The organism is Herbaspirillum sp. B65, from assembly GCF_000333555.1.
Taxonomy (GTDB): domain Bacteria; phylum Pseudomonadota; class Gammaproteobacteria; order Burkholderiales; family Burkholderiaceae_D; genus Herbaspirillum; species Herbaspirillum rubrisubalbicans.
Map to the genome: position 1 here is coordinate 1 of NZ_BADI01000656.1, position 21,849 is coordinate 21,849.

General features: G+C 62.7%; 22 protein-coding genes and 1 pseudogene. 12 read left to right on the forward strand and 11 right to left on the reverse strand.

Translation table 11 applies throughout. From position 1 onward, the window contains the following. Window positions 1–39 precede the first annotated feature (39 nt). Both I5W_RS15430 and I5W_RS15435 read right to left on the reverse strand, forming a co-directional pair. Window positions 40–777 (reverse strand): OmpA/MotB family protein, encoded by a 738-nt coding sequence (locus I5W_RS15430; protein WP_252717043.1) that lies wholly within the window; start codon window positions 775–777, stop codon window positions 40–42. Next, a complete protein-coding gene (locus tag I5W_RS15435) occupies window positions 743–1,426 on the reverse strand; it encodes a hypothetical protein (protein ID WP_044529892.1) in 684 nt (227 codons plus the stop codon). Before I5W_RS15435 ends, I5W_RS15430 begins: the two co-directional genes overlap by 35 nt. A 220-nt stretch (window positions 1,427–1,646) precedes the next feature. Here I5W_RS15435 and I5W_RS15440 point away from each other — a divergent pair, with 220 nt between their 5' ends. Next, window positions 1,647–2,504, forward strand: a complete 858-nt coding sequence (locus tag I5W_RS15440) for an alpha/beta hydrolase (RefSeq protein ID WP_044529893.1) — start codon at window positions 1,647–1,649, stop codon at window positions 2,502–2,504. A gap of 59 nt (window positions 2,505–2,563) precedes the next feature. Here the strand turns inward: I5W_RS15440 and mqo are convergent, their stop codons facing one another. Next, entirely contained in the window at window positions 2,564–4,186 is a 1,623-nt protein-coding gene (mqo, locus tag I5W_RS15445; protein ID WP_373860989.1) for a malate dehydrogenase (quinone), read from the reverse strand. A 515-nt stretch (window positions 4,187–4,701) separates the two neighbouring features. Here mqo and cheD point away from each other — a divergent pair. Continuing rightward, window positions 4,702–5,313 carry a chemoreceptor glutamine deamidase CheD gene (gene cheD / locus I5W_RS15450; RefSeq protein WP_017449662.1) on the forward strand — a complete coding sequence of 204 codons (612 nt, stop codon included), beginning with the start codon at window positions 4,702–4,704 and terminating at the stop codon, window positions 5,311–5,313. A gap of 91 nt (window positions 5,314–5,404) precedes the next feature. Here the strand turns inward: cheD and otnI are convergent, their stop codons facing one another. The 6 genes from otnI to I5W_RS15480 all read right to left on the reverse strand — a co-directional run bounded on the left by otnI (window position 5,405) and on the right by I5W_RS15480 (window position 11,636). Further along, on the reverse strand, window positions 5,405–6,208 hold the full coding sequence (otnI, locus tag I5W_RS15455) for a 2-oxo-tetronate isomerase (protein ID WP_044529894.1): 804 nt from the start codon (window positions 6,206–6,208) through the stop codon (window positions 5,405–5,407). Window positions 6,209–6,326: 118 nt separating this feature from the next. Next, window positions 6,327–7,640 (reverse strand): MFS transporter, encoded by a 1,314-nt coding sequence (locus I5W_RS15460; protein WP_044529895.1) that lies wholly within the window; start codon window positions 7,638–7,640, stop codon window positions 6,327–6,329. A 266-nt stretch (window positions 7,641–7,906) separates the two neighbouring features. Continuing rightward, the gene (gene otnC / locus I5W_RS15465) at window positions 7,907–8,554 is read right to left on the reverse strand and encodes a 3-oxo-tetronate 4-phosphate decarboxylase (RefSeq protein WP_044529896.1); all 648 of its coding nucleotides are present in this window, start codon (window positions 8,552–8,554) and stop codon (window positions 7,907–7,909) included. Continuing rightward, on the reverse strand, window positions 8,551–9,837 hold the full coding sequence (gene otnK / locus I5W_RS15470; protein WP_044529897.1) for a 3-oxo-tetronate kinase: 1,287 nt from the start codon (window positions 9,835–9,837) through the stop codon (window positions 8,551–8,553). The genes otnC and otnK overlap by 4 nt, the downstream gene beginning before the upstream one ends. Window positions 9,838–9,869: 32 nt before the next feature. After that, on the reverse strand, window positions 9,870–10,784 hold the full coding sequence (gene ltnD, locus I5W_RS15475) for an L-threonate dehydrogenase (RefSeq protein WP_374702140.1): 915 nt from the start codon (window positions 10,782–10,784) through the stop codon (window positions 9,870–9,872). A gap of 150 nt (window positions 10,785–10,934) precedes the next feature. Then, on the reverse strand, window positions 10,935–11,636 hold the full coding sequence (locus I5W_RS15480; protein ID WP_017449668.1) for a FadR/GntR family transcriptional regulator: 702 nt from the start codon (window positions 11,634–11,636) through the stop codon (window positions 10,935–10,937). A gap of 262 nt (window positions 11,637–11,898) precedes the next feature. Between I5W_RS15480 and I5W_RS15485 the strand changes: the two genes are divergently transcribed. Then, window positions 11,899–12,840: a 5'-nucleotidase gene (locus I5W_RS15485; RefSeq protein ID WP_044529899.1), complete on the forward strand. Its 942-nt coding sequence runs from the start codon at window positions 11,899–11,901 to the stop codon at window positions 12,838–12,840. A 25-nt stretch (window positions 12,841–12,865) separates the two neighbouring features. On the opposite strand, the gene I5W_RS15490 is transcribed toward I5W_RS15485, so the two are convergent. Further along, window positions 12,866–13,462 carry an alkaline phytoceramidase gene (locus I5W_RS15490; protein WP_252717044.1) on the reverse strand — a complete coding sequence of 199 codons (597 nt, stop codon included), beginning with the start codon at window positions 13,460–13,462 and terminating at the stop codon, window positions 12,866–12,868. Between I5W_RS15490 and I5W_RS33435 the strand changes: the two genes are divergently transcribed. Continuing rightward, complete coding sequence (locus I5W_RS33435; protein WP_231739148.1) at window positions 13,344–13,628, forward strand: hypothetical protein; 285 nt, start codon at window positions 13,344–13,346, stop codon at window positions 13,626–13,628. The two genes, I5W_RS15490 and I5W_RS33435, sit on opposite strands and share 119 nt — an antisense overlap. A gap of 24 nt (window positions 13,629–13,652) precedes the next feature. Here the strand turns inward: I5W_RS33435 and I5W_RS15495 are convergent, their stop codons facing one another. Next, window positions 13,653–14,870: an MFS transporter gene (locus I5W_RS15495; RefSeq protein WP_017449671.1), complete on the reverse strand. Its 1,218-nt coding sequence runs from the start codon at window positions 14,868–14,870 to the stop codon at window positions 13,653–13,655. Between the two features lie 117 nt (window positions 14,871–14,987). On the opposite strand from I5W_RS15495, the gene I5W_RS15500 reads away from it, so the two are divergent. The 8 genes and pseudogenes from I5W_RS15500 to I5W_RS32865 all read left to right on the forward strand — a co-directional run. Then, complete coding sequence (locus I5W_RS15500) at window positions 14,988–15,860, forward strand: AraC family transcriptional regulator (protein ID WP_017449672.1); 873 nt, start codon at window positions 14,988–14,990, stop codon at window positions 15,858–15,860. Next, a complete protein-coding gene (locus I5W_RS15505; protein WP_044529901.1) occupies window positions 15,845–17,395 on the forward strand; it encodes a CYTH and CHAD domain-containing protein in 1,551 nt (516 codons plus the stop codon). Before I5W_RS15500 ends, I5W_RS15505 begins: the two co-directional genes overlap by 16 nt. A gap of 352 nt (window positions 17,396–17,747) precedes the next feature. Beyond that, window positions 17,748–18,497 carry a GntR family transcriptional regulator gene (locus I5W_RS15510; protein ID WP_044529902.1) on the forward strand — a complete coding sequence of 250 codons (750 nt, stop codon included), beginning with the start codon at window positions 17,748–17,750 and terminating at the stop codon, window positions 18,495–18,497. 56 nt (window positions 18,498–18,553) lie between these two features. Continuing rightward, the gene (locus tag I5W_RS15515) at window positions 18,554–19,336 is read left to right on the forward strand and encodes a transporter substrate-binding domain-containing protein (RefSeq protein WP_044529903.1); all 783 of its coding nucleotides are present in this window, start codon (window positions 18,554–18,556) and stop codon (window positions 19,334–19,336) included. A 178-nt stretch (window positions 19,337–19,514) separates the two neighbouring features. Beyond that, the gene (locus tag I5W_RS15520; RefSeq protein ID WP_044529904.1) at window positions 19,515–20,186 is read left to right on the forward strand and encodes an amino acid ABC transporter permease; all 672 of its coding nucleotides are present in this window, start codon (window positions 19,515–19,517) and stop codon (window positions 20,184–20,186) included. Further along, window positions 20,183–20,839, forward strand: a complete 657-nt coding sequence (locus tag I5W_RS15525; protein WP_044529905.1) for an amino acid ABC transporter permease — start codon at window positions 20,183–20,185, stop codon at window positions 20,837–20,839. Before I5W_RS15520 ends, I5W_RS15525 begins: the two co-directional genes overlap by 4 nt. Continuing rightward, the gene (locus I5W_RS15530) at window positions 20,820–21,554 is read left to right on the forward strand and encodes an amino acid ABC transporter ATP-binding protein (RefSeq protein ID WP_017449678.1); all 735 of its coding nucleotides are present in this window, start codon (window positions 20,820–20,822) and stop codon (window positions 21,552–21,554) included. Before I5W_RS15525 ends, I5W_RS15530 begins: the two co-directional genes overlap by 20 nt. A 30-nt stretch (window positions 21,555–21,584) precedes the next feature. Further along, window positions 21,585–21,849, forward strand: a pseudogene (locus I5W_RS32865) (hypothetical protein); the annotation flags it as partial.

A 21,849-nucleotide genomic window follows, 5' to 3' on the forward strand; every position in this document is an offset into this window, starting at 1 on the left:
CCTGGCCTCCCCATCGGCCGCTTCAGGATCTCCTGAGCATCAGTGGCTTGCGCCGTTGACGAACCTGACCTCCACCCGGCGATTGCGTTCGTCACTGGCGGCCAATCCCGGCAGCGGTTGTGAATCGCCATAGCCGGCCACGATCACGCGGCGCGCCGCTTGCGGGGCGCTGTGGCCGACCAGCAGCAGACGTGCTTCACGGGCGCGAGCGGCAGAGAGCGTGAAATTGTCGTCATAGACGGTGCAATAGGCACGCACGTCGGTGACCGGCGCCTTGACCGGCTTGTCATCGGTGTGCCCTTCCACATAGATGCGACCGGCCGGGTTGCGGGTCAGGTAGTCAGCGATACGCTCCTCGACCTGGGCGAAGGCCGCGCGTGCTTCCGGTTCGATGCAGGCACTGCCACGGCGGAAAGCGCCTTCCTTCAAGGTGATCTTGCCGGCCTCGGTATCGACGGCGACCAGGTTGGCAGCACCCTGCTGCGTAAAGACCGTCTGTACCTCTCGCAACACGACCGTCAACCCGGGACCGTCCGCTTCCCGGCGGGCCGTGCTTGTCGGTGCGGTCGCTGGTGCTGTCGTCGCTGCTGGCGCAGGCGGCGGCGGTACCGGCAGGGCTGCCTGCGGCCCCTGCGAGCCACCCGCACGGCTAGCGACCAATAGCACCATCAGTACCGCCGCCAGTGCTGCCATCAGGCCGCTGGCGGCCACCCAAGCATGGTCCGATTCCTTCATCGCCACCTCAGGAAGCACGCGCAGCGGTCTGCTGCAACGCATCCAGCAATTCGCCGTGGCGCAGGTGCGCGCGCTGGGCTTCGGCCTGTTGCGCCACCAGCAGGGCATTGCCGCTCTGGGTGATGGCCTCGACCAGACGCTGCTGCTGCTGGGCTTGCTGCTGTAACTGACGCTGCACGGCGGCGTCGGTGAGCGCCTGGAGCGTCGCCAGACTCCAGGCCAGGCGCGCCTGTTCATGTGGACGGACAGTGTTCCAACTCTTCAGGATCAGGAAGGCGAGCAGGCCCCAGACGGCGCTCTTGAATTGGCTGCCCAGTGCATCGATGACGGGCCCCAGCGCAGCTTGTGCATCAGGCACGCCCACTGCGCTCAAGGCCAGGCCCAGGCCGATGAAGGTGCCGAGCAGTCCCAGCATCAGCATCAGGCCGGGCAGCACGACGGCCCACCGTTCGGCGGCCGTGGCCACCGCCTGGCTCAGTTGTGCAGGAGTGGTGGTAAGAGGCAAGCTGGCCGGCTGGCCAGCGATGCGAATCAGGCGCGCCTGCCACTGCGCGGGTTGCGCCGTGCGTGCCAGCAGCAGCGGCAAGGCGATCACCGGGGCCAATGCCAGCAGCGCCAGCAAACATTGCAGGCCGCCATAGGCCGAGCCATCCCAGTGCGGCAAGAGAAAAGTCCACAAGGCCTTATCCATGCTGATCCGCCCCCGCAACCGTGTCGAACAAGTTCATCACTCCCCCTTCGTCTGTTGTCATGTTGATTGACGACCAGCCTGGAAGATTATCAGAAACACCACACAAAAGTTCATATACCGCCATCACGCGCCCGCGTCATGGGCCAAACATGGGGCAGGAACGTTCAGATCTTCATACCTTGCGCTTGCGGAGCGTTTCCACTGCGGCGACAATCCGGCCATGCGTCTGCCTCCCTTTTTCCACTCCTTGCTGCCCTCTGTCATGCTGGCGGCCCTGCTGGCCGGCTGTGCCAGCGATCCCTTGCGCCATGCCGATGCTATCTCCGCCAGGAGCGACCTGCAGCGCGAAGAAGTGCGCGGCGGTCGCTTCCTGCTGACCAGCTATGTCCACGCCAGGAAGCGCGCGCCGCTGCTGCGGGTCTATATCGAAGGCGATGGCCGCGCCTGGATCACGCGCAGCCAGTACTCGCTCGACCCCACTCCGATCACCGCCATGGGCCTGCGGCTGGCGGCCAACGATGGCGGGGATGTGGTGTACCTGGCGCGGCCCTGCCAGTTCACGCCGATGGCACGCAATCCCGATTGCCAACCCGCCTACTGGACCGGTCTGCGCTATGGTTCAGATGTGGTGACGTCCATGGATGAAGCCTTGAGCTACTATGTGGCGCGCCTGCAGCCCGACAGGCTGGAGCTGGTGGGTTACTCCGGGGGCGGTTCGATCGCGGTGTTGCTGGCGGCGCGCCGCAAGGACGTCAGCGCCATCCGCACCGTGGCCGGCAACCTCGACCACGTCGCCATGAACCGCTGGCACGAGGTGTCGCAGATGCCGCGTTCGCTCAATCCCATCGACTTCGCTGCGCAGGTGGCGCACATCCCGCAACTGCACGTGAGCGGTAGCGAAGACAAGGTCATCCCCACCGCCATCACCCGCACATTCGTAGCGCGCGCCGCGCCCTGCGCCGCGCTCAAGGTGGTGCCGGGCATGAAGCATGAAAGCGACTGGGGTGCGCTGTGGCCGGAGCTGCTGCAGGTGCCACTGCCTTGCGCGGCGAACTCCTCTGATATCAGAGGACAATAAAAAAGGGTAGCCACCGGGCTACCCTTTTTCAATCCTGCTCAATCCTGCCCTACCAGCATTTACAGCGCCATGTCAGCCGCTGCATTGGCCTTGGGCTTTTCCATGCTGCCATTGACCGCATCCTTGGCCGCCTTGGGAGCGATCACCGGCGGCGGGGCCAGTTGCAGCACCTCGGCGGTATAGGCCCATTCCTTGGCGACCTGATCCGGGTGGTCGTTCAACTTGATACCATAGCTGGGCACGATCTGGCGCACCTTCTGCTGCCATTCGGGCGTGGCCAGCTTGTCCTTGAAGACCTTCTGCAACACGCTCAGCATGATCGGTGCCGCCGTCGAGGCGCCCGGCGAAGCACCCAGCAGGCCAGCCATGCTGCCATCGGCCGACGCCACGATCTCGGTGCCCAGCTTCAACACGCCGCCCTTCTGGTCGTCACGCTTGATGATCTGCACGCGCTGGCCAGCTTGCCACAGGCGCCAGTCTTCCTTCTTGGCATTGGGGAAGTATTCCTTCAGGGCCGCAAAGCGCTGGTCGTCGGAGAGCATCAACTGGCCGGCCAGGTATTCCACCAGCGGGTATTCATCGATACCGACGCGGGCCATGGGCCAGACGTTGTGGGTGGTGGTGGCCGAGAACAAGTCCCACAGCGAGCCTTGCTTCAAGAACTTGGTCGAGAAGGTGGCGAAGGGGCCAAACAGGATGACGCGCTTGCCATCGAGCACACGGGTATCCAGGTGCGGCACCGACATCGGCGGCGCGCCCACGGAGGCCTTGCCATAGGCCTTGGCCAGGTGACGCTCGGCAATGGCCGGGTTGTCGGTAATGAGGAAGGAACCACCCACCGGGAAGGCGGCGTAATCACGCGCCTCGGGGATGCCGGACTTCTGCAGCAACTTCAGGGCGCCACCACCGGCACCGATGAAGACGAACTTGGCATCGGTCTCGGTGAGGCTGCCATCCTTGAGGTTCTTGTAGCTGATGCGCCAGGTGCCATCGGCATTGCGGGTGATGTCGCGCACTTCGCTGGAGAGCTTCAGGGCGAAGTTGGGACGGCTTTGCAGGTAGGCGGCAAACTGGCGGGTGATCTCGCCGAAGTTGACGTCGGTACCCAGCGGGCTCCAGGTGGCGGCCAGCTTCTGGTTGGGGTCGCGCCCTTCCATCATCAGCGGCACCCATTTCTTGATCTGCTCGTGGTCTTCCGAATACTGCATCCCGGCAAACAGCGGGCTGGCTTGCAGGGCTTGGTAGCGCTTCTTCAGGAAGGTCACGTTGTCCTCGCCCCAGATGAAGCTCATGTGCGGGGTGGAATTGATGAAGGAGCGCGGGTTCTTCAGCACGCCGTTCTTGACCTGCCAGGACCAGAACTGGCGCGAGATCTGGAAGGATTCATTGATCTCGACAGCCTTGGCGATCTGGACCTTGCCATCCTTGTCTTCGGGGGTGTAGTTCAGTTCGGCCAGCGCCGAGTGGCCGGTACCGGCATTGTTCCAGCCGTTGGAGCTTTCCTCGGCCACGCCATCGAGGCGCTCGACCATTTCCATGGTCCAGCCCGGTTCCAGCTCATTGAGCCAGACCGCCAGCGTGGTGCTCATGATGCCGCCGCCGACCAGCAGCACATCGACCTTCTTGATATCGGCCGCCTGCGAGGCGGGCGTCACGACTAGCGCAACTACGAATCCCAGCATGGCCAGGAAGGATTTTTTCAACATTGTCTAATCCGTTTGTGATGGAGAGAGGGCTGCCTCCCCGGCCAGGGCTGGGGAGTCGGACAACCGGTACGGGACGTTTCAGGCTGCACCTGCCGTGGAGGGCAAGTGCGGCGGGATGCATCACGGGCGTTGCCTGCGGGCAAAACGCCATCCGGGCGTGGCCGCGCGGGGCCACGACGCACGCGCCAGGTCTGCGCCTGGAGCCTGCTTGCCGGGTTCAACTGCCTGTCCGATTCCTTTCTCCGGCATTTGGGGAATGCCTGTATATCGTCTCCGTCAGAGCGGACCGGGATCGGGTCATGTCGAGGGGCGGCAGGGTACCATGAGCGGGAATATGCAGCGATTGCGGATATCCCTCATTCACGCCGGATCACAAGCCTGTTGCGCGCTAGGGAAATTCCCTATATCTGTGAGAGGATGCATGGCTGACAATGTCAACACATATTCGCCGTTCCTCACCGGGACGACTACAAGAATCATCAGGGGCCCCCATGCAGACCGTCATCAACAAGCCGGAAAATTTCGCGTCCTACGTCTACCATGACAAGGCCTTCGACTGCGCGACCGCCAAGATCCTGCCGGGGGAATATTTCTATACCGGGGAAGACATGATGATCGTCACCGTGCTCGGCTCCTGTGTCTCGGCCTGTCTGCGCGACCGCGTCAGCGGCGTGGGCGGCATGAACCACTTCATGCTGCCCGATGGCGGCGGCGAAGCCGACAGCCCGGTCTCGGCCTCGATGCGCTATGGCACCTATGCCATGGAAGTCCTGATCAACGACGTCCTGAAGGCCGGTGCCCGGCGCGAGAACCTGGAATGCAAGGTCTTCGGCGGCGGCGCTGTATTGCGCGGCATGACTGCGATGAACGTAGGCGAGCGCAATGCCGCCTTCGTCAAGAACTACCTGTCGGCGGAGAAGATCCGCGTGGTGGCCGAAGACCTCAACGATGTCTGGCCGCGCAAGGTGCATTTCTTCCCCCGTACCGGCAAGGTGCTGGTCAAGAAGATCAAGGATGCCGGCGCCGACCTGGTCAGCCGCGAGCGGGAATATGCGTCCAAGCTGCAGGCCAAGCCGGTGGGTGGGGAGATTGATCTGTTCTGAACTGGGAAATACGTTTACAAAAAAACGGAGCAGATTAAATCTGCTCCGTTTTTCTTTTCTTGACTGAATGAGCGATACAGCTCTGAGTCCATCAAGCCCTGAGTGTGGTCAGCCCCTGCTCCGCCAAGTCCTTCAGCCAACCCAGCCCGGCCGAAGTTGCCCCGGCGGGGTTGTACTCGCAACCGATCCAACCCTGGTAGCCCAGGGTATCGATGAGCTTCAACAGATACGGATAGTTCAGTTCGCCCACGTCCGGCTCATGACGCTCGGGCACGCCGGCGATCTGGATGTGACCGATGCCGGGCATGTCGCGCTTCAACTTCACGGCCACGTCGCCTTCGACGATCTGGCAGTGGTAGCAGTCGAATTGCACCTTCAGGTTGGGCGCACCCACTTCGGCGCAGATGGCTTGGGCATCATCCTGGCGGTTCAGGAAGAAGCCAGGGATGTTGCGGGTGTTGATCGGCTCGATCACCACGGTCAGGCCGGCGGCTTCGGCCTGGTGGGCGGCATATGAAAGATTGTCCAGGTACACCGCGCGATGGCGCGCGCGGTCTTGCCCCGGCTGGATCAGGCCGGCCATGACGTGAAGCGTCTTGTTACCAATCACCGAGGCATACTTCAGCGCGATGTCGATGCTGCGCTTGAATTCGTCTTCGCGGCCCGGCAGCGAAGCGATGCCGCGCTCACCAGCGGCCCAGTCGCCCGGTGGCGCGTTGAACAGGGCCTGGGTCAGGCCGTTGGCCTCCAGGCGCGACTTGATCTCTTCAGGCTGGTAGTCATAGGGGAACAGGAACTCGACGCCGGAGAAGCCATCCTTGGCGGCGGCGGCGAAGCGGTCCAGGAAATCGTGTTCCACGTACATCATGCTCAGGTTGGCGGCAAAATGCAGCATCGGGTTCTCCTTGGTAACGAAGGGTGCCAGTGTAGCGCGCACAGCGCACCAACACCGACGGTGCAAAAAACGTCAAAGCCCGCAGGCGGTGCGTGCGGGCTTTGAACCGGTAAAGGCCTTACTTGTTGACCACGCCGGGCTTGGTGGCCAGGGTGGCAATCGACCCCACCACCAGCATCACGGCCAGCATGTACATGCCGGTGGCGTTGTTGTGGGTGAGATCCTTGAGGTAACCGATCAGGTAGGGGCTGACGAAACCGGCCAGGTTGCCCACCGAGTTGATGGCGGCAATACCGACGGCAGCAGCCGCACCCGACAGGAACGCGGTCGGCAGCGACCAGAACAGCGGTGCGCAGGTCAGCACGCCGGCCGCGGCCAGCGACAGCGAGGCAATCGAGACAGCGGTGTTGTCGGCAAACAGGGCCGCACCGATGAAGCCTACGCCACCCATCAGGGCCGGTACCACCAGGTGCCAGCGACGTTCACGCATACGGTCGGCGCTGCGACCGATCAGGTTCATGGCAACGATGGCGCAGCCGAACGGAATGGCCGAGAGCAGACCGATTTCCAGGTTGCCCTTCACGCCGGTGGCCTTGACCAGGGTCGGCATCCACAGCGTGAGACCATATTGTCCCATGACAAAGGAGAAGTAGATCAGGCACATCAGCCAGACACGCGCATCCTTGACGATGGCGCCGAAGCCATGCTTGCTTTCCTTGCCGCGGGCGTCGCCGTTGATGTCGGCTTGCAGGCTGGCCTTTTCTTCGTCAGTCAACCACTTGGCGCTCTTGACGTCATTGTCCAGGTACAAGACGGTCGCCATACCGATCACGACGGCGGGAATGGCTTCGATCAGGAACATCCACTGCCAGCCTTCCAGGCCACCATTGTTGTGGAACGCATCCATGATCCAGCCCGACAGCGGGTTACCCAGGATGCCGGCCACCGGGATGCCGGACATGAAGACCGCGATCACCTTGGCGCGACGATGCGAAGGGAACCAGTAGGTCAGGTACAGGATGATGCCGGGATAGAAACCGGCTTCGGCCAGGCCCAGCAGGAAGCGCAGGATGTAGAACTGGGTGGCGTTCTGCACGAACATGAAGACCGCCGACAGGATGCCCCAGGTAATCATGATGCGGGCGATCCAGATGCGCGCGCCGACCTTGTGCATCAGGATGTTGCTGGGCACTTCAAACAGGAAGTAGCCGATGAAGAACAGGCCTGCGCCCAGGCCAAAGACCGTGTCGGAAAAGCCCAGGTCCTGCGACATCTGCAACTTGGCGAAGCCGACGTTGACGCGATCCAGGTAAGCGATCACGTAGCACAGCATCAGGAATGGCATGATGCGCCAGAAGACTTTCTTGTACAGCCCATCCTTGGATTTGTCATTGACGTCGAGGCCGACGCCGGTAGTGCTTGCGGTAGTCATGGTGTGTCATCTCCCTAAGAGTGTGGCGGCTGCAGAACAGCCGCCGGTTGCTTGGAGCCCGCGCGTTGACGGGCAATTTATGGATTCAATCGGACCATCCCCCCCCTTTGGAGGAGTGCCGATGGTCGGTATTGACTGGCCGGTCTGGTGCCGGCTTGGCTCCTGCTGGCGCCCACCACCTTCCATTGGGCGCAAGCAGGGCATGGCGGTCGCAGACGACCGCCACGAAGCGTTGTTGCAAAAGGGTTGCGAAGGCTGCCCGGGTCTTACCAGCGCGCCTTGAAGGTAGTGCGCAATTCCTGCAGAGCAGGTTCTTCCAGCGGCGTCGCCCGGCCACCGGCCAGGTGCCACAGCTTGGCGGTTTCTTCCAGCTCTTCCAGGGCGAACGCGGCCTTGGAGACCGAGCTCTCCCACACCACCGGGCCGAGACGTTCCAGCAGCACGCCGCGTACCTGAGTGGCGATCTTCGCTACCTGCTCGGCCACTTCGGGAGCACCGGGGCGGGCATAGCGGATCAGCGGGATGTGACCGACCTTCATCACGTAATACGGCGTGATCGGCGGCAGCACGTCCGCTTCGCTGTAGACGCCATTGATGGTCAGCGACACCAGATGGGTGGAATGCGTATGCACCACGGCGTGCATCTCGGGATTGTTGTCGTAGATGGCGCGATGCAGGACCAGGGTCTTGGAGGGCTTGTCGCCCGAGACCCATTCACCGGCCGCATCGACCTTGGCGATGGCGGCCGGATCGAGGAAGCCCAGACAGGCGTCGGTGGGCGTGATCAGCCAGCCATCATCCAGACGAGCGCTGATGTTGCCGGCCGAACCTACCGTGTAGCCGCGCTGATAGAGCGAGGCACCGATACGGCAGATCTCTTCGCGCAGTGCGCTTTCGTTGGTGGTGCGGCTCATGCTGTCTTCCCGTCGAGGTAGCGCAGGGCTTTATCGAAGAAATCGACGCTACCGAAATTGCCCGACTTCAGCGCCAGTGCGACTGGCTGCTCGTCCAGGGTGGCCGTGGCCGGCACGCCCGGATCAATCTGCGGGCCGATGCGCAGGGCGCGCACGTCCAGTGCCTGCACCACCGCGCCAGAGGTCTCGCCACCGGCCACCACGAACTGGCGCACGCCGCGTTGCTTGAGACCTGCGGCAATCGCAGCCAGCGCTTGCTCGACCAGATGGCCAGCCTTGGCCACGCCCAGTTCCTTCTGCACCGCCTTGACTTCATCGGGGGTGGCGGTGGCGTAGATCAGCACCGGTTCGTTCTTGATGCGTTCCTCGGCAAAGGCCAGTGCCTGCGCTACCACGTCCTCGCCACGAGCCAGGGCCAGCGGGTCGATGCGGAAGGATGGACGCTTGGCCTTCCATTCGGCCACCTGGGCATTGGTGGCCTTGGAGGCGGAACCGGCCAGCACCACCGACAGGCCATCGACCTTGGGCAGTTGCGCGGCTTGGCCGGCGGCCGTCAACAGACCGGCGCGACGGAAGTTCTCGGGCAGGCCCAGGGCCACGCCGGAACCACCGGTGATGAGTTTCAATTCAGCGCAGGCATCGCCCAGCGTGAACAAGTCTTTGTCCGATACCGCATCGGCGATGGCCATCTTCACGCCTTCATTACGCAGCGCGGTGAAGCGTTCTTGCGTGGCAGCAGCGCCGCGCGCCACGGTGTCGTAGCGCACCAGGCCGACCTTGGATTCAGTCTGGCGTTGCAGTACGCGCACCAGGTTGGCATCGGTCATGGGCGTGAGCGGATGGTTCTCCATGCCCGACTCGTTCAACAGCGTATCGGCCACGAACAGGTAACCGCGGTAAATGGTGCGACCGTTTTCCGGGAAGGCCGGGCAAGCGATGGTGAAGTCCACGCCCAGCTCCTGCATCAGCGCATCGGTGACCGGACCGATGTTGCCTTCGTCGGTGGAGTCGAAGGTGGAGCAATACTTGAAGAAGAACTGCGTGCAACCCTGCTGCTGCAACCAGCGCAGCGCCGCCAGCGATTGCTCGATGGCGTCAGCGGGAGCAATGGTGCGCGACTTCAGCGCGATCACCAGCGCATCGGCGGCGACGGCCGGCAGCTCGGCGGGTACGCCGATGGTCTGCACGGTGCGCATACCACCGCGCACCAGCATGTTGGCCAGGTCGGTGGCGCCGGTGAAGTCGTCGGCGATACAACCGAGCAGGGGACGGGATGGGGACATGTGGGACTCCTTATCGATACGGTCGCTGCGACTTACTTGGCCTTGGCCGGCGGCAGGTCGATGCCGGGGAAGATCTTGATGACGGCCGAATCGTCCTCGCCGCCATGGCCGGCGGTGGACGCCATCATGAACATCTGGTGGGCCGCCGCCGACAACGGCAGCGGGAACTTGCTGCGGCGGGCGGTATCGAGCACCAGGCCCAGGTCCTTGACGAAGATGTCCACGGCCGACAGCGGGGTGTAGTCACCGTTCAGGATGTGCGGCACGCGGTTCTCGAACATCCAGGAATTGCCGGCGCTGTGGGTGATGACGTCATACAGCGCATCCGCATTGACGCCTTCGCGCAGGCCCAGGGCCATCGCTTCGGCGGAAGCGGCGATGTGCACGCCGGCCAGCAGCTGGTTGATGATCTTGACCTTGGAGCCGATGCCATGCGCGTCGCCCAGGCGATAGACCTTGCCGGCCATACCGGCCAGCACGTCTTCGATCTTGGCATAGACCTCGGCGGGGCCGGAAGTCATCATGGTCATCTCGCCGGAAGCGGCGCGGGCGGCGCCCCCGGAGACTGGTGCGTCCAGCAGCAGCAAGCCCTTCTCGGCCAGGCGCTGGCCCAGTTCGATGGCGAAGTCGGGCGCCACGGTGGCGCTGGAGATGACCACGCTGCCCGGCTGCATCGCGCAGACGGCGCCGTTCTCGCCGAAGAGCACCGTCTCCGTCTGGGCGGCATTGACCACCAGGGTGATGACCACGTCCACCTTGCTGGCCAGTTCAGCCGGATTGGCACAGGCCACGCCACCGGCAGCGGCGAACTTGTCCAGGACTTCCTTGCGCACATCGCAGGCATGGACGTTGAAGCCGGCACGCAACAAAGAGCTGGCCACGCCATAACCCATGGCACCCAAACCGATCACACCTACATTCCTGGACATAATTGACTCCGTGTTGATGGCGCCGCTGCCGATGTCGGTGGGCAGTCCCTTGCGCCGGGTTGATGATGCAACGCCGGCTCTGGCCGGCGTTCGAACTTCAATAAAACATTTAAATCATTTAGATCATTTATATGATTTACAGCCGTTTGAACCTGGACCACCCCTGCTTCAGGACTGCCCCTGGCTCAGGCGTCTTGCCGCATTGAACATGTGCGTCTGCGCGGCATTGCGTGCGGCCATTTCATCGCTGGCACGGATAGCCGCGACGATGGCCTCATGCTCTTCGCGCACCTGGCGCGAGAAATCCTCATAACGCGCTTCATTGCCGCGCGTGATGGCGGTGGCGGCTTCCAGATACTGGGACAGGAATTCCAGCGTCTTGATGAAGTAGGGATTGCGCGTGGCTTGCGCCAGTGCGCGATGGAAGGCCACATCGGCCGCCACCCCATCCCCGCCTGCTGCCACATCCACACCGATCTGCGCCAGCGCCGCCTCGATGGCCTGCAAGTCCTCGTCGCTGCGGCGCTTGGCCGCCTGGGCCGCCACTTCGGCCTCGATGGCCCGACGCAACTCGACGATCTGCAACACCGCCTGGGGCGAGCTGACCTCGGTGTAATCGATGCGCAGCGGCTTGATGCCTGCCTGCTCGGTCACGAACACGCCACTGCCCTGGCGCGGCTCGACCACGCCCTCATGTTTCAAGCGTGCAATGGCCTCGCGCACCACCGTGCGACTCACACCGAACTGCTGTGCCAGCACCGCTTCCGTGGGAAGCTTGCTGCCGCGGGGAAAGGCGCCGGCGTCGATGTTTTCCAGCAATTGCCTGGCAACAGTGTCGCTGAGCGCCTGTGCGGGGATCTTCTGAAACATGGTGTCTCGCGGTCGTTTTAGTCAGGTTATCCGGTCATCATACAAATTTATTTTGAACGCGGCAATCCGATTTTTTCTCTTTACCCGGAGTAACACACTAGTTTAGCGAAGGATGTCAGAAGATAGCGAAATTTGGAGTGATATACGCGGCATTTCACCTTAGACATCAAGAATACGAATAAAGCCACCTATCGCTGCCACCTACTGCGCCCAGCGGCAGGCCGCTCTACAATCAGGGCTTTCCCGCTATGGATGCGCTGCAATGCCCTACGATCTTTCGGACAAGCTGGTGATCGGAATCTCCTCTCGTGCCCTGTTCGACCTGGAAGCCGAAAACGCCATCTACGATGAGCAAGGCGTGGATGCCTATGCCGAGTACCAGCGCGCCCACGAGAATGATCCGCTGCAACCGGGCACGGCCTTTCCCTTGGTCAAGGCGCTGCTGCGCTTGAATGACCTGATTGCCGAGCGGCGCCTGGTGGAGGTGGTGGTGATCTCGCGCAATACGCCCGACACTGGCCTGCGCGCCTTCAATGCCATCGCCGCCCACAAGCTCGACATCAGCCGTGCCGCCTTTACCGGTGGCGGCGCTACCGCACCCTACCTGCAAGCCTTCAAGATCGACCTGTTCCTCTCGCGTGATACCGGCGACGTGCAGGAAGCCATCGATGCCGGTGTCGCCGCTGCCCAGCTCTATGCCGCCCCGCTGGACTACAGCGCGCCGGACAACCAGATCCGCATCGCCTTCGATGGTGACGCCGTGCTGTTCTCGGCGGAGTCCGAGCGCATCTTCGCCGAAAAGGGCCTGGAAGCCTTTGCCCGCCATGAACAGCGGCATCGCAAGAAAGCCATGAAGGAAGGACCGTTCGCCAAGCTGCTGCTGGCCTTGTCGGCGATCCAGAAGCAGTTCCCGCCCAAGCAGTGTCCGGTACGCATCGCCATCGTCACCGCCCGCAACAGTCCGGCGCACCAGCGCGTGATTCATACCTTGCGGACCTGGAATGTGACGGTAGATGAAGCTTTCTTCCTGGGAGGCCTCAACAAGGCCGAAGTCCTGCAGGCCTTTGGCGCGCATATGTTCTTTGACGACCAGGAGGGGCATGTGCAAAAGGCGGCGGTGGTGGTGCCGTCGGGTCGAGTGCCGTACAAAGGCGGCACGCTGGAGGGTGCGCGGCTCACGCGCGGCCGGGTCGCCAAGAGCTGATCGACCAATACACAGCAAGCGCCGGTCAGCGCTGTCCAGGACGCGGTACGAAGGCCAGATTCACAATGAAAGCGCGGGTGGTGAGGTACAGCACGATACTGTTGGAGAGATGCCAGAACATGTGCGTGCCGATGCTGAGATATTTGCACACCGCCATATCGGCCGAGCGGAACAACAGGGACAGACTGAACACCGCCACGGCCAGCAACAATGCCTGCGGTTCCTGCTTGCCGCTGCGCCAGTGATACACACCGAGGCCGGCAATGAACAGCCAGGCCGAACCATACGAGGACAGCGAGCCATTGAGCCATTGATCAGGCAAGGTGCTGACCCCGTAGGAAATGGCGAAGAAGGCGATCACCCACGCCCCCACCCCCGGCAAGGAAAGCCACGCCACCTGGCGCAAATAGAACGCCAGGAACAGTAGCTGGTAGAGCGAGATGGGAATGACATCGGCCAACAAGGCCCAGCGCTCGGCAACGGTATGGAAGAGGAAACTGCCGATGCCGATCACGGCGATCATCAGCGTCAATATCCATGCGCTGCGGGAAGTGGGCGCACTGTATGACTTGAGCAAGCGCCACGCACAAAAGGCGGCGACGAAGAAACCCAGGTTCGACAAGGCATTGACGGGCTCGGCCCAGAATGCGGGGCTGAGTCGTTCACAGTACAGATCCACCGGGGCAAACAGCGAGGCATTCATGGTGTGCGCAAAGAGGGGCAAGAAAGAAAACGCTGCCATGATCGGCCAGCCCCGCCTTTTTTACCAGCACTGTCTCATGCATTGATTCCAGACAGCGCGAAGCGCTTGGTCACATCGACTTTGTGCTTGCCAGTGCGTCCGCCTTGATCACTCTGCCCGGCCGGCCCGCCAACCATCCCAACAGCCCCATCAACGCCGCCCCGCCCGCACACAAGGCAAGCACCACAGTCCAGCCGCCGCTGGCATCATGCAGGCGCCCCATCACGATAGGGCCAGCTGCGGCCAGCAGGTATCCCACGCTTTGCGCCATGGCCGACAAGGCCGCTGCCTGCGGCGGAGTCGAGACCCGCGTGCCGACGAAGGCCAGCCCAAGGATCAGCACCGCGCCCGTGCCAAAGCCGAACAGCGGTACCCAAACGATGGAAGCCTGCGGCCAGGCAATCAGACCGATCAGGCTCAGGACGGTGGCCGCCGACATACCGACTGCGACCGGTCGATGATCACGCAGGCGCGGACCCAGTGGTACCAGCAGCAGGCCCGGCAAGGCCGAAGCCAGTTGCATCAGCCCGTGCAGGTTGCCGGCCTGCAGCGCGCTATAGCCATTGGCGGCGAGAATGGAAGGCAACCAGGCCGTGACCACGTAATACACCAGCGAATTGGTGCCGAGGAAAAAAGTCACCTGCCAGGCCAGCGGCTGGCGCCACATCGATGCGGCGCGCGGCGGTGGGGTAGCGGGACGGGTGTCGCGCCGCAATTGCGGCAGCCACGCCAGCAGCGCCACCAACGGCAATGCGATGAAGGCCGCCAAGGCCCAGGCCCAGCCCAATCCTGCGGCCAATGGTACGGCACAGACCGAACCCAGGGCGGAGGCGCCGCCCATGGTGAGGGCATAGATGGCGGTCATGCGGGTCAAGTCATCAGGAAAATCGCGCTTGAGCAAACTGGGCAAGAGCACATTACCGCCCGCGATGCCACAACCGATCACGCACGTGCCCAGCAGCAAAGCTGCCACCGAGCCGGCAGAACGCAGCGCGATGCCGCCCGCAATCAACAGCAAGGCCAGCAGCAGCGTGCGCTCAAGCCCCAGGCCACGCGCCACCCTGGCCGCCAGTGGCGAGACCAGGGCGAAGCACAGCAGCGGCAGGGTCAGCATCAGGCCGGCTGCCCCCGCCGACAGCGCGAAGCTCTGCTGCAAGAGGCCGATGACCGGCCCCACCGCCGTCACCGGGGCGCGCAGGTTGGCTGCAATCAGCAGGATGCCGGCGATCAGCCACAGGCTGCGGCTGGCGGGGCTCACGGAGTGGGGATGAGTGTCGGTGGCGTGCATGGAGGGCAGATAAGAAGGTCGAGCGCCAAGCTTAGTCAATCGCACTGCGCATGTATTTGGCTACAATGCCAGCATATTGCTAAAAACGGTCAACTCCACGGCCCACCCCAACCGCATATGACCACCCTCTATGCCAGCCTGATCGAGCACGACCCGGATCGCCTGAGCGCGGCGGTGACGGCCCTGCGCGTCTACCCCAACCATAACGAGCGCGAGACGCCGCTGCACAGCCATCGCAAGGGCCAGTTGGTGGTGGCGCTGCATGGTGCGGTCACCTGCGAGACGACCCAAGGCATGTGGATCGTGCCGCCGCAATCGGCGGTATGGATTCCGCCGGGCGTGCCGCACAGCAACCGGGTCACGCTCGATGGCCAGTTGTGTTTTCTGTTCATCGCCCCGCACGCGACCAGCCTGCCCGACCACTGCTGCACCCTGGCCCTGACGCCGCTGTTGGTGCAGATGATCTGCCACCTGGCCGAGCTGCCGCAGGACTATGCACCGCATGAGCGCACCGCGCGCCTGGCAGCGGTGCTGGTGGAAGAACTGGAAAGCAGCCAGCGTCACGTCCTGCCCTTGCACCTACCCATGCCGCAACATTGGCGCCTGCGCGAGATCGCCCGGCATCTCAGCGAGCATCCGGCCGACCGCAGCACGGTGGCCGAATGGGGCCAGCGTCATGCCATGAGCGAGCGCAGTTTTGCACGCTTCGTGCAAGCCGAAACCGGCATGAGCTTCGGTCGCTGGCGACGCCAGATCCATCTGATGCTGGCCCTGCAGCGACTGGCCTCGGGCAGCTCGGTGCAGCGCGTGTCGCAAGACCTGGGTTACGACTCGGTCAGCGCCTTCATCACCATGTTCAAGAAAACCCTGGGCAAGCCGCCGGCGCGCTACATGGCGCAGCGCCAGGCCCCGCCCGCGCCCACGCCTGCCGCCCGCAGCGCGGCACCCTACTTCCAACCGCTACGGCCCACATCATGGAAACCGAACTGAAACTGCTGCTCGCCCCCGAGCATACCAAGGCCTTCATCCGTCATCCCCTGCTCAAGCGTCACGCCTTGGCCGCGCCGCGCATCAAGGACCAGACCGGCACCTACTTCGACACACCCGAGCTGCTGCTGCGGCGTCATGAGGTCGGCCTGCGCGTGCGGCGCACCGGCAATGAATACATCCAGACCCTCAAGGCCGGCGGCGGAGTGAGCGGCGGGCTGCATCAGCGCAATGAATGGGAGTCGCTGGTGGCAGGCGAACAGCCCGACCTGCCGGTACTGCGCGAGTTGGCCGCCAGCGATGAGGCCTGGGCCAAGAAAGTATTTTCGGATGCCACCGCGGCGCGCTTGACACCGATTTTCAGCACCCGCATCCAGCGCATGGTGTGGGATCTGAAACTGGACGATGGCACAGAAGTGGAATGCGTCCTCGACCAGGGCCTGGTCGAACATGGCGCACTGCAGGTAGAGGTGTGCGAAATCGAGCTGGAACTCAAGAGTGGCCAGGCTACTTCCTTGTTCGACTTCGCCCTGCAACTGCTGCAAGACCTGCCACTGCGCATCGGTATCCAAAGCAAGGCGCAGCGTGGCTATGCCCTGTTCCACCAGGCGCGCCGTGGCGACGCCGCCGCCAGCTCCTCGGCCAGCCGCGCCAAGCCCTTGCTGCTCACGCGCAAGATGCCGCTGGAGCAGGCGTTCCTGGCGGTGGTCAACAATTGCCTGGAGCAGATCCAGGCCAATGACATCGCCGACCAGGACAGCGGCGACATCGAACGCCTGCACCAGATGCGGGTCGGCCTGCGCCGGCTGCGCTCGGCCTTCACGCTGTTCCATGAAGTGATCGCCCTGCCAGCCGCACTGTCGGCCCAATTCGACTGGGCCGGGGAGGCGATCGGCGTGGCGCGCGACTGGGATGTGCTGGCCACCCAAACCCTGTCGGCATTGCCGGCGGCCGAGATCGGTTCGATCGACCTGGAACGGGTGCGCAAGGCAGCCTTGATCGAAGCCGGCAAGGAACATGCGCAGGCAGTGCAGGCCGTGGCCTCGCCGCGCTACACCGCACTGGTGCTGCAGTTCAGCCGCTGGCTGTTGCAGGCGGGCTGGCGCGAGGGACTCGATGAGCACGGATTGCAAGCGCTGACGCAACCGTTGTCGCGCTTTGCACACCAGATGCTGCGTCGGGATGAAAAGCGGCTCAACAAGCGCGGCCAACATCTGGAAGATAGCGACCGCGCTCGCCACCGCACCCGCATCGCCGCCAAGAAGATGCGCTATGACATCGAGTTCTTCCTGGCCCTGTATGGCGAGAAGAGCAGCCGCCCCTATCTGAAGGCCTTGTCGCGCCTGCAAGACCAACTGGGCCTGCAAAATGACCTGGTGGTAGCCGATGCCTTGTTGCAACAACTGCAGCACAAGCACGCCAGACTCGCCCCCAGCATCGGTTATGCGCGCGGCTATCTGGCCGGGCAGATGCGCGATGGTCATGAGCGCACGCGGCGCCTGTGGAAAAAATGGAAGGCGCAGGAATTGCCACAATGAAGCGAACAGGCCCAGTTGCTCTGGCGCCTCTCTCTTGACTTGGTGTTGCATGGAGCAAACACGAGCCCGTGAACATTCCCATTCTTTCCTGACAACACGGCGCACAAAACCGGGGCATTCCCGTTGTGCCGTACTCCCCGCATCTTGCACCAAAAGGTGGCGCACACGTCAGGATCGTGCGCGCTCCTGCACCCTCCTGCGACTTGGCTACCGTCGCTACCGCCCCCTCTCGAACTCCCCTCAGCCACCGAAAACCCTTGCCACGCAAGGACTTCGCTGCCAATAATCGTCGCCGGATGTTGTATGCCAATCTTGTATATCAGCGTGGCACACAACTTGCTGATGAGGGGTCATGAGCACCAATTCTTCCGTCAAGTCGTCGTCGCAGATTGCGATCCGCATCACCGAGGCCATCCTCGCCAAGCAATTGGCGCCGGGCACGCGTCTGGGCGAGCAGCAACTGGCCGATCTGTTCGGCGTCTCGCGTACCCAGGTGCGCGAAGCGCTGACGCACTTGATGGCGCGCGGCATCGTCACCGTCAGTGCGCGGCGCGGCTGGTTCGTCATCGAACCGACGCCCGAACAGGCGCGCGAAGCCTTCGAGGCGCGCCGCGTGATCGAACTGGGCCTGCTGCGCCAGGCGCGCGTGCGGCCCATCGGCGGCGAGGCGATCCGCCAGTTGCGCGAGCACATCGCCCGCGAAGAAGCGGCCATCGCCGGAGCTGACGTGGGGGTACGCAGTTACCTGCTGGGCGACTTTCATGTCTGCCTGTGCGAATGCCTGGGCAACTCGCTGCTCTCGGAAACCCTGCGCGACCTGACCGCCCGCACCACGCTCACTGCGATGCTGCACCAGTCGTCGGAACAGGCTGAGGATTCGTGTTCGGAACATGTATTGATCGTCGAGGCGCTGGAACGCGGCGATCTGGAACAGGCTGAGCAACTGATGCACACCCACCTGCAACATGTGGAATCAGGGCTCAACCAGGTGCGCAGCAGCGATCCGCTGGAACCGCTGCGGCAGGCGCTGGCTTCGGTCACGCGGCCGGGGGCTGCGGTCGGGACCGAAGCCAAGCGCCAGGCAAGCAAAGGGCCGCAGTAAGCGCCGGCATCGCGCGCAGGGCCACTCATCAACGTCGTCAACCTAGGGAAACTGCTATGAAACTGACCAAACTCCTGCTCGGCCTGCTGGCCGGCGCCATGATGTTCTCTGCTTCGGTGGCCCGCGCCGACGCTCTGGACGATATCCAGAAGCATGGCACGCTGCGCGTAGCGGTGCCGGCGGACTTCCCGCCGTTCGGCTCGGTCGATTCGGACTTGAAGCCGCAGGGCTTCGACATCGACGTGGCCAACCTGATCGCCAAGAAGATGGGCGTGAAGGTCGAACTGATCCCGGTCTCCAGCGCCAACCGCATTCCCTACCTGACTACCAGGAAGGTCGACCTGGTCATCTCCAGCATGGGCAAGAATGCCGAGCGTGAAAAGGTGATCGATTTCACCGCTGCCTATGCGCCCTTCTTCAATGGCGTGTTCGGCCCGGCCGACCTGCCGGTCAAGAGCGCGGCCGACCTGGCCGGCAAGACCATTGCGGTGACCCGTGGCTCGGTGGAAGATCTGGAACTGAGCAAGATCGTGCCGGCCTCGGCTACCGTGAAGCGCTACGAAGACAACAACAGCACCATCAGCTCCTTCCTCTCCGGCCAGGTGCAACTGGTGGCTACCGGCAACGTCGTGGCCGCAGCCATCATCGCCAAGAACCCACCCAAGAAGCCGGAAACCAAGTTCCTGATCAAGGATTCGCCTTGCTTCATCGGCTTGAACAAGGGTGAGAAGAAGCTGCAGGACAAGGTCGACGCCATCCTGGCCGAGGCCAAGAAGGATGGCAGCCTCAACGCCATCTCGCAGAAGTGGCTGGGCCTGCCGCTGCCGGCTGGCCTGTAATTTGCAATAGTCGAGCCGTATCGATGCATCGCCGGTGCGATTGCGCCCGGCACCGGCGATGCCAGCAGTACCCGTTTCATCCAGCGACTCTAGCGACATCCAGCATCACCACGCAGCGCAGGCGCACCACCCGGCAGCACGCGGCATAGGCAAATAAAGGCAGGGCAGACACGACATCATGGCTTATCAATTCGACTTCCTTTCCACCCTCGACTACAGCGACGTCATCGTCAAGGGTGTGGCCACCACCATCGAGCTCATCGCCATCGGCGGCGTGCTGGGCGTGGCCGTGGGCATCTTCGGTGCCTGGGCGCGCACGCAGGGACCGGGCTGGCTCAAACCCATCGTCAGCGGCTATGTGGAGATCATCCGCAATACGCCCTTCCTGGTGCAATTGTTCTTCATCTTCTTCGGTCTGCCTTCGCTGGACATCCACATCAGCGAAATGCAGGCCGCGATCCTGGCCATGGTGATCAACCTGGGTGCCTATAGCACCGAGATCATCCGGGCCGGCGTGCAGGCCATCCCGCGCGGCCAGATCGAGGCAGCGCAATCGTTGTCGATGTCGCGTTCGCAGATCTTCCGCCACATCATCCTGCGCCCGGCATTGCAGAAGATCTGGCCGGCCCTGTCCTCGCAGGTGGTCATCGTCATGCTGGGCTCGGCGGTATGTTCACAGATCGCGGTGGAAGAGTTGTCCTTCGCGGCCAACTATATCCAGGGCCGCAACTTCCGCGCCTTCGAAGCCTATATCGTGGCCACCGCCATCTACCTGGTGCTGTCCATCCTGCTACGCCAGTTGCTGCGCCTGATCGGCCACTACTTCATCACCGCCCGGAGGAATGCATGATTTCCTTTACCACCTGGGACATCGTCCGCAACCTCATGCTGGCGTGGCGCTGGACCATCCTGTTATCGCTGGTCACCTTCCTGCTCGGCGGCACGCTGGGCCTGATGATCCTGTTCATGCGTACCTCACGCCAGAACTGGATACGCCAGATCGCCCGGCTCTACATCGAACTGTTCCAAGGCACACCGCTGCTGATGCAGTTGTTCCTGGTCTTCTTCGGCATCGCCCTGTTCGGCATCGAAGTGCCGGCCTGGCTGGCGGCCGGTCTGGCGCTGACATGCTGGGCCGCCTCGTATCTGGCCGAGATCTGGCGCGGCTGCGTGGAAGCCATTCCCAAGGGGCAGTGGGAAGCCTCCTCGGTACTGGCCATGGGTTACTTCCAGCAGATGCGCTACATCGTGCTGCCGCAGGCTTTTCGCATCGCCATTGCGCCCACGGTCGGATTTGGCGTGCAGATCATCAAGTCCACCGCAGTGACTTCCATCATCGGCTTCATCGAATTGTCCAAGGCCGGCACCGTCATCACCAATGCCACCTTCCGCCCTTTCACGGTGTTTGCCATCGTGGGTGCCCTCTACTTCGTGCTTTGCTGGCCGCTGTCCAAGTACAGCCAGTCTTTAGAAAGGAAATACAATGCCGCTCATCGCCATTGACAACGTCAAGAAACGCTTCGGCGACAACGAAGTCCTCAAGGGCATCAGCCTGGACGTCGAACCGGGAGAAGTGATCGCCATCATCGGCAAGAGCGGCTCGGGCAAGTCCACCCTCCTGCGCTGCATCAACGGCCTGGAAAGCATTGACGAAGGCAACATCAGCGTGGCCGGCGCCAAGCTGGGGGCGAGCGAACTGGAGTTGCGCAACCTGCGCCTGAAGGTCGGCATGATCTTCCAGCAGTTCAACCTGTTTCCGCACCTGACCGTGGGCCGCAACGTGATGATTGCGCCCATGATCGTCAAGGGCACTTCCGAAGCGGAAGCCATGGCCACGGCCAAGGCCAATCTGGAGAAGGTCGGACTGGGTCACAAGTTCGACGCCTATCCCGACCAGCTCTCCGGCGGCCAGCAGCAACGCGTAGCCATTGCGCGCGCGCTGTCGATGAATCCGCAAGCCCTGCTGTGCGATGAAATCACCTCGGCGCTGGACCCGGAACTGGTCAATGAAGTACTGACCGTCATGCGCGGCCTGGCCAAAGAAGGCATGACGCTGTTGATGGTCACGCACGAAATGCGCTTCGCCCGCGAAGTCTGCAACCGGCTGGTGTTCATGCACCAGGGCAAGGTCCATGAGATCGGTCCGCCGGAAGAATTGTTCGGCCATCCCAAGACGCCGGAATTGCAACAGTTCATCGGGATGACGCAAGGGGCTTGAGCGGCGCCACGTTGCGTTTTTTATGGTTGGATGACACCCCAGGTCTGGAAGATTTTCCGGGCCTGGGGTGTTTTTATTGGCCCTCGGATTCGAAGCCCTGATCTTGCTCCACCGCTAAGGTTTGTTGTTTCTTCCTTCTTTCCTCCCCGATTCCTGATACTTCTATCACGGCTGGAAAACAAGTTCGTTTACGTGTTCAGCGTTGCCTTAATTCATGAACGGCTTACCGAGGCAAAGATGATTGACTTTACTTTCTACGTAATTCATTATTACGCGCAGTCTTTACTCGATAATT